Here is an 11,130-nt window from a genome sequence, read left to right as displayed (position 1 = left end):
GCGTATAAGAGACAGCTATTCGGACGTCGACGCCGCATAGTGAGCGCAATGTGACGAATATCGATGTGTTGCGGCAGCAGTTGCGGAACTACTACGGGGATCCGCTGGGTAGCGGGAACTTCGATGCCACTAGCAACTATGCGCGCGAGGCGTCATCGGTGGCCAAGGCGGGGACGCGGTGGATCTCGGCTCAGCATCACACCAAGCAGACCAAGGCGATTCTGCTGGACGTCGACGACACCTCGCTGGCCACGTGGAACTACGAGATCGCCAGCAACTGGGCGTACAACCCGGCGACCAATGCGGAGTACGTGCTGGGGCAGAAGTTTCCCGCCGTACCGGGGATGGTGGAGCTGGTGAAGACGGCTGAGGGGGAGGGGTATGCGGTCTTCTTCCTGACTGGGCGGGGTGCTGCGCAGGAGCAGGCGACGTTGGGCAATCTGACGGCGGACGGGGTCGGCGTCGATGCCGGTTATCCGAAGCCGACCAGCTTGCCGAACGGCGAGGACGGGTTGTTCACGAAGCCTGCGGTGGCGGACTACCCGGCGTACCTGAAGAAGGCGTGTGCGGCGGACCCGAACGGTGCCTGTACGACGATCCACTACAAGTCGGCCACCCGAGCGCACATCGAGTCGCTGGGCTACGACATCGTCGCGAACTTCGGCGACCAGTACTCCGACCTCAAGGGTGGTTACGCCGACCGCACGTTCAAGCTGCCGAATCCGAACTACTACTTGCCCTGAGCGCTGATCCGGCCGACCAGTTCGCGGCGGCTGCGGACGCCGACCTTGGCGAAGATCGACTTCAGGTGGCTCTGCACGGTGTGCGGGGACAGGTGCAGGCGCCCGGCGATCTCGCGGGTGTCGTTGCCCTGCAGGACCAGCTCGGTCAGCTCGCGCTCGCGCGGTGTCAGCCCGTAGGCGGCCGAGATGAGGGGTGCGATCGACGGTACGGCGGCCGCCTGCAGGACCACTGCCACGCGCTGGTCCCAGGCGGTGGCGGCCGTCGCCGGGGCGGCGTGGACCTGGATCCATTGACCGGATTCGCCGAGCATTCGCGCGGTCGCCTCCTGGCCGGTGAGGCGTACCCGCTCGACGATCGAGACCACCTCGTACGGCAGCCGGTCCGCGGTCACCGATCCCTCGAAGCCGAACTCCTCGAGCCAACGGGCGGTCGACGGCGTGTGCGACTCGACCCGGCGGTCGCGATCGAACACCAGTACGCCGGGCCACAGATCTGCACCCGGTCCGGCTGCCCGCGCGTGCACACCTGCTGCCCGGAAGGACAATCCCAGCAGCGGCGCGATCACGTTGGCGAAATCGCGTTCCTCCGGGGTGAAATCGCCCTGCCGGAAGAACGAGACACAACCCCACGGAACGCCGTCCACGACGAACGCCGTCCGCAGTTCGCCGGTCATCCCGACGGGTTCGAGCAGAGCGACGTACCGGCTGCTCTTGGTCAGGTCGCCACCGGTCGCCTCGCTGAGGATGCCGGCGTGCCGCGGTGCCTTGAACAAGGAGCTGAACGAGTTGTAATCGTCATGCAGGTAAGCGATCTCGGCGATCTCCGCGGTCGGCGCCCGCATCTTCTCGGCGGAGTACCGGGTCTCGATCAGCGTGCTCGGATCCATCGCATGCCAGCAGCTGCTGTCCCGCGGCAGCGCGCGGCGCAGGACCTGCTGGGCCTCCTCGAAGAGGTCGGCCAGCGGCAACTTCGCCGCCGCCAGCAGGACCACCTGGTCGTAGGCGCGGAAGTGGGCAGCGTGGTTCACCTCTCGATGGTCACACACGCCCTGGCGGTCGCGATATCCCCTAAATGTGGCATGGCCGCCCGGGTCGGCGGTTGGCTAGCGTGACGGCGTTCGTACTTCGTCTTCCTTGGGGGAACCAATGCCTGAAGCAACCACCGTCTTCCGGGCCGTCGACACGCAGGACTTCGACGCCTTTGCCGCGATGCTCGCCGAGAAGTCCACGTTCGTGTTCGGCAACCAGGAGCCGTTCGTCGGGATCGAGGCGATTCTGGCCGGGAACGCGGCGTTCTTCTCGTCCGTCCAGCGGACCGAGCACCACATCAACCGGGTCTGGACCGTCGGGCCGACCACCCTCGCCGAGACCGACGTGACCTACACGCGGCTGGACGGCCAGGAGGTCACACTCCCGGCGCTCAGCACCTGGGACGTCGACGAGGCCGGCCTGATCACCAGCTACCAGGTCTTCGCCGACCTAACCCCCGTCTTCACCCCCTGATCCATCGCTAACGTCCGAAAAACCCGAGGCGGGCCCTCCGATCCTTCGGACGTTAGCGGGGGATCCTCGTTAACGTCCGAAATCCCGGAGGCGGGCCCTCCGATCGTTCGGACGTTAGCGGGGGAGGACCCCGGTCAGCAGGGTGGTGAGCTGCTCGCGGAGGGTGGGTTCGAACTCCATGCGCAGGGGCGCCAGGCAGGGGTCGGCCTCGAACGCGGCCAAGAGGGCCGGGGTGGGATGGGCATGGGTCCAGACCGCCCCGGCCAGCATGCTTGCCGGTGGGATGAACCGCATCGCGCCTTCGCGCCCGATCTCGGGCAGCGCGATCGTGACGAGCTCGATCATCCGCTCGTAGGCCAGCGCCGCGGATCGTTTGAAGGCCAGCGCCGTCTCGGCCGAGATGTTGCGCTCCAGCACCGACGCCTGACTGCTGATCAGATCGCAGAGCACCGGCCGCGCGCTGATGGTGCTGACCAGTACGTCGACCAGTCGCTCGGCACGCTCCGCCAGTGGCGCAGCCGGCGGTACGGCGGCGATCCCGGCGGCCAGGTCGTCGACCCAGGAGGTCAGCTCGGTCGCGGACAGCTCCAGCAGCACGGCCTCGCGGGACTCGAAGTACTTGAGCACGTTCGACTTGGCCAGGCCGACGCGACGGCTCAGCTCGTTCAGGCTGACGTCGTTGACCGGCAGTTCGGTCAGCATCTCCGCGGCGGTGGCCAGGATCGCCTGGCGCCGGACCGCGCGCTGCTCCTCGCTGCGGGCGCGCTGGAAGGTCATCACCCTCACATCCTACAGACCAACGGTCTGTTGTTATCGAACCACCGGTCTGATAGCGTCGGTCATAACAGACCATCAGTCTCTTATGGAGGATCCGATGTACGTCGTCCCCGACCAGACCGGCAAGCTCGCCGTCGTCACCGGTGCCAACAGCGGCACCGGCAAGGAAGCCACCAAGCGCCTGGCCGCGGCCGGCGCCCGGGTCGTGATGGCGGTCCGCACCGTCGCCAAGGGCGAGGCCGCCCGGGCCGAGATCCTCGCCGAGGTCCCGGACGCCCAGCTCGAGGTCCGCCGCGTCGACCTGGCTGACCTGGCCTCGGTCCGGGAGTTCGCCGACGGCCTGGTCGCCGACGAGCCGCACCTCGACCTGCTGGTCAACAACGCCGGCGTCATGCACCCGCCGACGCGCTTCGCCACCGCCGACGGGTTCGAGCTCCAGTTCGGCTCCAACTTCCTCGGCCCGTTCGCGCTCACGGTTCGCCTGCTGCCGCTGGTGCTCGCCGCGCCCGCGCCGCGCGTCGTCACGATGAGCAGCGGTACGGCGAACTACGGGCGGATCCGCTGGGACGACCCGAACTGGGAGCAGCGCTACAACCCGTTCCTGGCCTACGCCCAGTCGAAGCTCGCCGACCTGATGATCAGCAACCACCTCGCCAAACTCGCCACCGACCGCGGCTGGAACCTGCTCAGCGTCGCCGCCCACCCCGGCTTCACTCGCACCAACCTCCAGACCGCCGGCGCCACCCTCGGCAAGAGCAGTGCGCGGGAACCCCTCATCAACCGCATCCTCACCCCGATCATCCCCTCCCAGGAAGTTGCCCAAGGCACCGAACCCCTGCTGTACGCGGCCGCCGACCCGGACGCTCGGCACGGTGCCTACTACGGCCCCTCCGGAAGGTTCCACCTCGTCGGCCCGACCGAGCTCGCCAAGGCCCCCAAGCGCTCCCGCAACGAAGCCGACAACGCCCGCCTCTGGTCGCTGGCCGAATCCCTCACCGGAGTCCACCTGCCGGCTCGTGTCAGCTGACTACTTCTGCGGACCTGCCTTGTAGGCCTTGAGTGCGGCGACGGCGCGCCCGCGGTAGGCCGTGATCACGTCGGCGAGTGGATGCTCCTTCGACGGGTTGGTGATCAGCTTGTCGAGGGTGTCGTAGATCTCCTTCAGACGCTCGTCGGCGACCGCCGCGTCCGGTGAGTTGATAACGGCCTTCATCTTGCCGGTGACCGCGCGGTCGGCAGCGACCGACAACGCGTGTGCGAACTCGAACTTGACCGTCTTCAGCTCACCGAAGGCATCGTGCTCGTGACCGGGCTGGTCCTTCGCGAGCAATCCGTGCGCCTGCCGGTCGCCGAACTCGACCTGCTTCTTCTCGATGTGCTCGTCGAGCAGTTCGGAGGCTGTCCGCAACGCCAGTACGCCGCCGCGGCTGCCGAGCGCACTGCCGAGTCCACCGACAAAGGCGCCCTTGGCGGCGCCGGTGAACGGCGCGAACAGGCCGGGCCGGCCGATCCCGCGCTCGAAGCCGCGCTTGCCGCCGTCATACATCGCGCCCGGCAACGCCTTGACGACGGCGCCGGCCTGATCCATCGCGCCGCTCAGGTCGTCCAGGAAGCTGTCGTGCTGCACCGGTGACTCGTCGCCGAGCTGCACCTGATCCGGTGCTGGTGCGGCCTTGCTCCGGCCCGCCAGCTTGTCCACCAAGGGCATCTCGGCATCGATCTCGTCGGCGGCACCCCGGATCTTGTGCGACAGCGCATGCATGCTGTCGTCCGGGCCGAAGGTCGCGGTGGTCAGCCCGCTGAGCTTGTACTCCACCTCGTCGATCGCGATCTCGACGAAGTTCGAGTGCGACCAGAAGTCCTCGAGCGCGTGGGAGGCCCGGCCGATCAGGTCGAGCGCCTCCGGATCGAGCAGCGGTCCGGATCCGGCGCCGGCCCCGGCGGAACGCCGTACCTCGGCTGCGGTTTCGTCGGCCATCGCGCCGGACGGCAGCCCGCCGATCATGGCCTTGGGCGCGTCCTTGTCGAGGACCGCACGCATGGCCTTCGAGTGATCCGCGGCGGCAGCGGTCTGGCCCCGGGCGAGCTCAGGATGCGTGAGCCGGGCTGCGTTGAACAGCGTCTCCTTGATGTACTCGCGGGAGATGTACATGTGCGGCGGCAATCCGCCGGTGTCCAGAGTGCCGAGTTCGGCGATCTTGTCGTTCGCTGCGGTCGCAGCCGGGTTGTCCATGTGCTCGTAGAACTTGTAACCCCCGTACGCCGACCCCGCAGCGAGGCCACCGGGGTCTGCGATGCCTGCGTCGACGATTGCCTGGCAGGCGTTGTGGAAGGCAGTGATCTCGGTGTCGGTGAGGCGGCCGTCCTTGGCTGCGAGCTTGACCGCCTTCCACTCGAGGATCGCGTTGCCGAGGGCCGGGTGGGCCTGCGAAAGGTCCCGCTCCCAGTTGGCGGCGTAGATCAGGCCGATCTCGTCCGGGGTGAAGTCCGAGCCGGCCAGGCCGTCGACGACCGAGGTGCGGTGGTAGCGGGGGTCGAAGTGCTGGACGGCTAGTTGCTTCGGGGCGGGGAGGGCAGCGAGCGAGCTGCCGGTGGAGCCGCTGCGGGAGCGGGCGATCGACTCGGCGCCGGCTTCCAGGGAGTCGTGGCCGCCGGGGGTGCCGGTGCTTTGCTGGACTACGTGGCCTAGTTCGTGGGCGAGGACGTGGTCGCCGTGCGGTGTGCCGGGGGAGATTCCGGCGGCCAGGTGGACTTCGTGGCCTTCGGTGAGGCCGTGTACGCCGGCGGACGCGGCGCGGGTGCTGTCGCGGTGGATGGTGGTGGGGGAGAGGTCGAACCCGGTGGCGCCTTCGACCTGGCTGCGGACGGTCGATTCGGGCGCGCTCAGCATCGCGCCGGCAACCGCGGCGTTGCCGGCCAGGCGGCCGAGGTCCTGCAGGCGGGACTGCTCCGGAGTCAGCGTTTCGGATTCGTGGGTGTGGCCCACGGGGTTGCTGTCGAGCTCCTCGTCCTTCTCCGACGCCTTGCGCATCGCACCCCCTCCGCCCGGACTACCGACGGTAGCCGCGCGTCGACGTACCTCGTAAGAGACAAACGGGCATCGCACACTGCACCCTGGGGTGATGAGCGAGTGGTCGAGTGGCGAGGTCTACGAGTCGTACGTCGGTCGCTGGAGCCGGGTGGTCGCCGAGGAGTTCGTCGGCTGGCTCGACCAGCCGGAGGGCTTGCGCTGGCTGGATGTCGGGTGCGGGACGGGTGCGCTGACGAGCACGATCCTGCGGACGGCGAACCCGGCTTCCGTGCTCGGTGTCGACCCGTCGGCCGGTTTCGTCGGGTACGCACAGCAGACGGTCCCGGGCGCGACCTTCGAGGTCCGCTCGGCCGCTGACCTACCGGACGGCCCGTACGACGTCGTGGTGGCGGGCCTCGTCCTGAACTTCATCCCCGAGCGGATCGAAGCGCTCCGCCGGATGCGCGAAATCGGCACGACGGTCGCGGTCTACGTCTGGGACTACGCCGAAGGCATGCAGCTGATGCGCTACTTCTGGGATGCGGTGGTGGCTCTCCGGCCGCAGGATCGCGAGTACGACGAGGCTCCGCGGTTCCCGTTCTGTACGGCGGAAGGGCTCGCCGGGCTGTTCGCCGAGGCCGGATTCGGGCCGACCGAGACGCGGGCGATCGTCGTACCGACGGAGTTTGCGTCGTTCGACGACTACTGGCAGCCGTTCCTCGGTGGGCAGGGCGTCGGGCCGGCGTACGTGCGCACGCTGGACGACGCGGACCGCGATGTGCTGCGGGAGGACCTTCGCGCGCGGTTGCCGATCGAGGCGGATGGGTCGATCCGGCTGACGGCGCGAGCTTGGGCGGCTCACGCGTCCAGGTAGTCGCTCCTGAGCAGACCGAAGAGGAGGTCGTCGGTCCACTCACCCTTGATCCAGGTGTGCGCCCGGCGCAGTCCCTCGCGCTGGAAGCCGACGCGCTCCAGCAAGCGCGCGGACGACGTGTTGCGGGCATCGCATTCGGCCGAGACGCGGTGCAGGTTCTTCGCTGTGAACAGGTGGTCGAGCAGACCGCGCACGGCCTCGGTCGCGTAGCCCTTGCCCTGGTATTCCGGTGCCAGCGTGAACCCGAGCTCGGCCTGCATCAGGTTCTCGTCCAGGTGCAGTCCGAGGTCCCCGATCAGTACGCCGTCCAGGTCGACGGCGTACTGGAACCAGCCGGGTGCATCCGGATCGCCGTTGCCGAAACCGGTGACCGTGATGAGCGCCTCCGGCTCCCTGACCGGGGGCTCCCAGGACTGGTAGCGGGCAACCTCCGGATCCGACCGGTACGCCGCGAAGGCGGGAGCGTCGCCGGGCGTGAAGCGGCGCAGTGTCAGCCGCTCGGTCTGCACGAACATCTCGCCATCATGTCAAACCACGGCCGTCAGCTCCGTCTGATTAATGAGAGGAGTACGCCGATGAGATTCCTGTTGATCGTGCACGGTGAAACCCGCGCTGACCTGCGCAGATCCGCCTTCGAGCAGGCCGCCCGTGAGGCCGGTGAACTGATCGGCGGTGAGCTGCTGGCGCACCAGCAGCTCACCGTGACCGTGCCCGATCGGGCCGGCCCCGGAGGCATCGACGCCTACTACGTGATCGACGTCGAGCACCCGGCGCGTGCGGTCGAGCTGGCGCGGCTACTGCCCGACGCCTCCATCGAGGGCCGGTACGTCGAGATCCGCCCGATCATGCGCCCGGCCGGAGAGCTCTAGTACGTCGAACCACAGATTCGTCCCGGCGGTCGTGGAGCGGGCCCGGAGCCGGACTGTCTGCCCGCCGGGCTCGTCGAACACCCGGGTGCCGTCGCCGAGGAACACCGGCGCGACGATCAGCAGCACCTCGTCGAGTTCGCCGGCCGCGATGCATTGGCGGGCGATATCGGCGCCGATCACGTTGACATACTTGTCCCCGGCCGCGGCCTTCGCAGCGGCAATTGCCTTGGGCAACTGATCGACGTACGTGACTCCGGGTTCCGGCGTACTCGGCGGGCGGTGGGTGACCACGAAGAGCGGTCCGTCCCAGCCGCCGCCGAACGCCTCGCCCTCACCGGGCTCACCCTTGTGCGGGTCGTCGCCGTCGTGCGACCGGCGGCCGACCAGGATCGATCCGATCCGCGGGATCAGCTCATCGACCTCGGGGTTCGGGCCGAGATACGGGCGCATCCACTGCATGTCCCCGTTCGGTCCGGCGATGAAGCCGTCGGCCGACATCGTCACCGAATACAGCAGCTTTGCCATGGTGTTCTCCCTGCTCACTCGTGAGGTGGTATTCGTGCAGACGAGTGAGCAGGGGAAAACTCATCGCGAGACGGGACCGACATCGGCCGGCGTGAGCGGACGACGTACCGGGGTTGCGGTGCTGTACTCGTCGGCGCCGACGTCTGCACGACCGGAGCGGGCGTGACCGTCGGCGTCCTGGGTCACCGACGGGTAGCTGCGGCTCGCGGCGTCGATGGCCGGGCTCCCCGCGCCGAGGCGCCGTACGCCGTCGGTGCCTGCGACCAGCTTGGGATCCTTACGGGTGAAGCCGGAGGCCGGAATGTTGCCGTTGCCGGCCGCGCCCCAGAGCAGGTTGCCGGACCAGGTGATGCCCTGCTGGTACGGCATCGACACCAGCGAGCCGGAGTCACCGATGAGCAGGTTGTCGGCAATCGTGCAGCCGAGGGGTGGCAGGGTGCGCTGCGTTTCGCCGCTGATCGCCGTACCGGAGGAGAGCACGGTGTTCAGGGCGATCGTCACCCGGTCCGGTGCGTCGTTGCCCCGGCGGCTCTCCGCGGAGTCCTCCGGTTTGTGGTCGCGGACGTTGCCGCTGCCCAGCACGATGCCGGAGCCGCTGACCCGCTCGACGTAGTTGTTCACGAGCAGGTGATCGTTGCCGTAGACACGGATACCGTTGCTACCGGCAAGGATGAAGTTGCCTTCGACGCGGGACTTGTTGCCGTGCCGGAGCACGATGCCGCCGAGACTGGAGCGGACGGTGTTGTAACGGATGACGTTCGCCGAGGACTTGACCGAGATCGCCTCCGGGTCGCCGTTCGCACGCTCGAACAGGTTCTCCTCGACGATCGCACCGGCGTCGCTGAGCGAGCGGCCGCTGAGACCGAGCCGGATCGGCTCACCGCCGTTGTCACCGGCGAACGTGTGGTCGGAGAAGTAGTTCCGGACGATGTGCACGCCGCGCGCCATCCCCGCCGTACCGGGTCCTTCGACCCCGAGGAAGACGCCGAGCGTCGACTTGCCGTGGAAGTGGTTCCGCTCGATGACCGTGTTGTCGCCGCGGACGAGCAGCCAGTTCAGGCCCTCGACATCCGCAAACTGGAGGTCGTTGCGGCTGAGCCGGATGTTCTTGCAGGTGGTCGGGATGTCGAGCGTGGTCCGCTGCCGCAGCCGGAACCCGCTCAGTACGACGTATGTCGAATCGGTCAGCACGAACCCGCGGTCGCCGGTCAGGGTGGCACCGCCGGTCGAGGCGGCGCGGATGGTGATCGGGGCGGCCGCCGTACCGCGGCGGTTCTGGATCGGGATTCCCTGGCTGCCGGTGACGTTGTATGTGCCGTCGGCTAGCACGATCTCGGCTCCGGGGTGGGCGGCGGCGATCGCGCGCCGGAGTTCGTCGACGGTCCGGACCTGGGTGGCCCGGGTACTGGCTCGGGCTGTGCCGGTCGCGGCGGCGGTGCTCGTGAGGGCGGCAGTGCTCGTGAGGGCGGCGGTGCTGGTGAGGGCGGTCAGGAAGGTACGGCGGGCTACTGGCATCGGGTTCTCCGGGGTGATCGGGGCGGTGGAGGCGGCCAGTGTGTGGTCGGGGTCCGAGCGTTGGCAAGCGCTTACCCTTCGGCGGGCCGGAATCTCCCGCGGGGCGGAAGAACCGACGGCGGAGTTCCGCAACGCGCCCCGTTTGGGAGCCCCGGCCGGGTGAGCGGTAGCCTTCCGGCCACGTGGTCTTTTCGGATGTGGATCGAGGTGGTCGGGGCGATGCCGGAGGGTGACGTCACGCGCCGGGTCGGGCCGGAGCTCGACCTGAACCGCCCGTCCGATGCCCGCATCTACGACCTGATGCTGGGCGGTAAGAACAACTTCGAGGTCGACCGGCAGGTCTTCGCCGAGCTGCTCAAGGTCGGGCCCGAGATCCCGCAGCTCGCGACCGAGAACCGGCGCTGGATCGCCGCCGCGATCGGCCGGATGTCCGCCGCGGGTGTCAGCCAGTTCCTCGATCTCGGCTGCGGTCTGCCGGCGGAACGCAACCTGCACGACGAGGTGCTGGCCGTCGACCCGTCCGCCAAGACGGTGTACGTCGACAACGACGTCACCGCGATCGCCCACGGCCAGGCCCTGCTCGCGGACTACCGCCGTACCTTCTTCGCCGCCGCGGACATCCTCGACCCGGCCATGGTCCTCGAACACCCGACCGTGGTCGACGCACTCGACCGGGACCGTCCGGTCGGCCTGATCTTCGGCCTCACCCTGCACACCCTGTCCGGCACCGATCAGCTCCGGCAGCTCCTCGCCGACTACCTGGCGCCGTTCCCCTCGGGTTCTTTCGTGGCCATCACGCACCCCATGAACCCCAACGACGGCAGCCGCCTGGCCGATGCCGCCACCGCGATCGAAGACAAGTTCCGCGAGCACTTCCCGCGTCTGCGCTTCCGCACCCACGAAGAGCTCACCGAAGCCCTCGCCGACCTCGAGATCCTCGCCCCCGGCATCCTCGACCTGGCCCGCTGGTGCCCCGCCGGCGAACCAGCCCTCAGCCCCACCGGCGCCGCCCGCCTGATCCTCACCGCCCTAGCCCGCAAACCGTAACCCCACCCCGCCGCCCATCTCATGGGTTCCCCCATGAGCTTGCGGGTTCTCCACCCGCATGCGAGTGCAACACCCACAACCCCATGGGTCCACCCAGCAAATGCGGCCGCCCCCAGCTGCCAGATGCCGGGTTTGCGGAGTGGTGCTGCCGGTATGAGCCTGTAGCGAAATGGCGTTTTGCCGGCCGGGGCATCGAATCTGTCGGGCTGGTCGGGCTGGGTGGCCCCGGGGTCAGGTTGCTGGGTGGAGGGTGTGGTTGTGGAGTTT

General features: G+C 68.5%; 12 protein-coding genes. 6 read left to right on the top strand and 6 right to left on the bottom strand.

The window, feature by feature from the left end; genetic code table 11:
• Window positions 1–50 precede the first annotated feature (50 nt).
• A complete protein-coding gene (locus E1261_RS38325) occupies window positions 51–743 on the top strand; it encodes an HAD family acid phosphatase (RefSeq protein WP_202875394.1) in 693 nt (230 codons plus the stop codon).
• On the opposite strand, the gene E1261_RS38320 is transcribed toward E1261_RS38325, so the two are convergent.
• On the bottom strand, window positions 731–1,771 hold the full coding sequence (locus tag E1261_RS38320; RefSeq protein WP_132414653.1) for a helix-turn-helix transcriptional regulator: 1,041 nt from the start codon (window positions 1,769–1,771) through the stop codon (window positions 731–733). The genes E1261_RS38325 and E1261_RS38320 overlap by 13 nt on opposite strands.
• Before the next feature lie 118 nt (window positions 1,772–1,889).
• Here E1261_RS38320 and E1261_RS38315 point away from each other — a divergent pair, with 118 nt between their 5' ends.
• On the top strand, window positions 1,890–2,246 hold the full coding sequence (locus E1261_RS38315) for a nuclear transport factor 2 family protein (protein ID WP_132414652.1): 357 nt from the start codon (window positions 1,890–1,892) through the stop codon (window positions 2,244–2,246).
• 114 nt (window positions 2,247–2,360) lie between these two features.
• Here the strand turns inward: E1261_RS38315 and E1261_RS38310 are convergent, their stop codons facing one another.
• Window positions 2,361–3,023, bottom strand: coding sequence for a TetR/AcrR family transcriptional regulator (locus E1261_RS38310; RefSeq protein WP_132414655.1), 663 nt, complete (start codon window positions 3,021–3,023; stop codon window positions 2,361–2,363).
• 97 nt (window positions 3,024–3,120) lie between these two features.
• On the opposite strand from E1261_RS38310, the gene E1261_RS38305 reads away from it, so the two are divergent.
• A complete protein-coding gene (locus E1261_RS38305) occupies window positions 3,121–4,050 on the top strand; it encodes an SDR family oxidoreductase (protein WP_132414651.1) in 930 nt (309 codons plus the stop codon).
• Here E1261_RS38305 and E1261_RS38300 read toward each other — a convergent pair whose 3' ends face one another.
• Window positions 4,051–6,054, bottom strand: a complete 2,004-nt coding sequence (locus E1261_RS38300; protein WP_132414650.1) for an eCIS core domain-containing protein — start codon at window positions 6,052–6,054, stop codon at window positions 4,051–4,053.
• 91 nt (window positions 6,055–6,145) lie between these two features.
• Here E1261_RS38300 and E1261_RS38295 point away from each other — a divergent pair, with 91 nt between their 5' ends.
• Window positions 6,146–6,907, top strand: a complete 762-nt coding sequence (locus E1261_RS38295; protein ID WP_132414649.1) for a class I SAM-dependent methyltransferase — start codon at window positions 6,146–6,148, stop codon at window positions 6,905–6,907.
• Here the strand turns inward: E1261_RS38295 and E1261_RS38290 are convergent.
• Window positions 6,892–7,422, bottom strand: a complete 531-nt coding sequence (locus E1261_RS38290; protein ID WP_132414648.1) for a GNAT family N-acetyltransferase — start codon at window positions 7,420–7,422, stop codon at window positions 6,892–6,894. The genes E1261_RS38295 and E1261_RS38290 overlap by 16 nt on opposite strands.
• Before the next feature lie 60 nt (window positions 7,423–7,482).
• Between E1261_RS38290 and E1261_RS38285 the strand changes: the two genes are divergently transcribed.
• Window positions 7,483–7,776: a YciI family protein gene (locus E1261_RS38285; protein ID WP_132414647.1), complete on the top strand. Its 294-nt coding sequence runs from the start codon at window positions 7,483–7,485 to the stop codon at window positions 7,774–7,776.
• Here the strand turns inward: E1261_RS38285 and E1261_RS38280 are convergent.
• Window positions 7,702–8,301: a dihydrofolate reductase family protein gene (locus tag E1261_RS38280; RefSeq protein ID WP_132414646.1), complete on the bottom strand. Its 600-nt coding sequence runs from the start codon at window positions 8,299–8,301 to the stop codon at window positions 7,702–7,704. The two genes, E1261_RS38285 and E1261_RS38280, sit on opposite strands and share 75 nt — an antisense overlap.
• 60 nt (window positions 8,302–8,361) lie before the next feature.
• The gene (locus tag E1261_RS38275; RefSeq protein WP_132414645.1) at window positions 8,362–9,816 is read right to left on the bottom strand and encodes a polysaccharide lyase 6 family protein; all 1,455 of its coding nucleotides are present in this window, start codon (window positions 9,814–9,816) and stop codon (window positions 8,362–8,364) included.
• A gap of 195 nt (window positions 9,817–10,011) precedes the next feature.
• Between E1261_RS38275 and E1261_RS38270 the strand changes: the two genes are divergently transcribed.
• On the top strand, window positions 10,012–10,863 hold the full coding sequence (locus E1261_RS38270; protein ID WP_238176691.1) for an SAM-dependent methyltransferase: 852 nt from the start codon (window positions 10,012–10,014) through the stop codon (window positions 10,861–10,863).
• The last annotated feature ends 267 nt before the right edge of the window (window positions 10,864–11,130 follow it).

Source organism: Kribbella albertanoniae (assembly GCF_004348455.1).
GTDB lineage: Bacteria > Actinomycetota > Actinomycetes > Propionibacteriales > Kribbellaceae > Kribbella > Kribbella albertanoniae.
The sequence above is the reverse complement of the archived record's forward strand: the minus strand, read 5'-3'. Positions and strand labels throughout refer to the sequence as shown.

Coding starts and splice junctions, on each gene's coding strand:
- E1261_RS38315 (WP_132414652.1), top strand. CDS start 1,890: ATGCCTGAAGCAACCACCGTCTTCCGGGCCGTCGACACGCAGGACTTC.
- E1261_RS38310 (WP_132414655.1), bottom strand. CDS start 3,023: ATGACCTTCCAGCGCGCCCGCAGCGAGGAGCAGCGCGCGGTCCGGCGC.
- E1261_RS38305 (WP_132414651.1), top strand. CDS start 3,121: ATGTACGTCGTCCCCGACCAGACCGGCAAGCTCGCCGTCGTCACCGGT.
- E1261_RS38300 (WP_132414650.1), bottom strand. CDS start 6,054: ATGCGCAAGGCGTCGGAGAAGGACGAGGAGCTCGACAGCAACCCCGTG.
- E1261_RS38295 (WP_132414649.1), top strand. CDS start 6,146: ATGAGCGAGTGGTCGAGTGGCGAGGTCTACGAGTCGTACGTCGGTCGC.
- E1261_RS38290 (WP_132414648.1), bottom strand. CDS start 7,422: ATGTTCGTGCAGACCGAGCGGCTGACACTGCGCCGCTTCACGCCCGGC.
- E1261_RS38285 (WP_132414647.1), top strand. CDS start 7,483: ATGAGATTCCTGTTGATCGTGCACGGTGAAACCCGCGCTGACCTGCGC.
- E1261_RS38280 (WP_132414646.1), bottom strand. CDS start 8,301: ATGGCAAAGCTGCTGTATTCGGTGACGATGTCGGCCGACGGCTTCATC.
- E1261_RS38275 (WP_132414645.1), bottom strand. CDS start 9,816: ATGCCAGTAGCCCGCCGTACCTTCCTGACCGCCCTCACCAGCACCGCC.
- E1261_RS38270 (WP_238176691.1), top strand. CDS start 10,012: ATGTGGATCGAGGTGGTCGGGGCGATGCCGGAGGGTGACGTCACGCGC.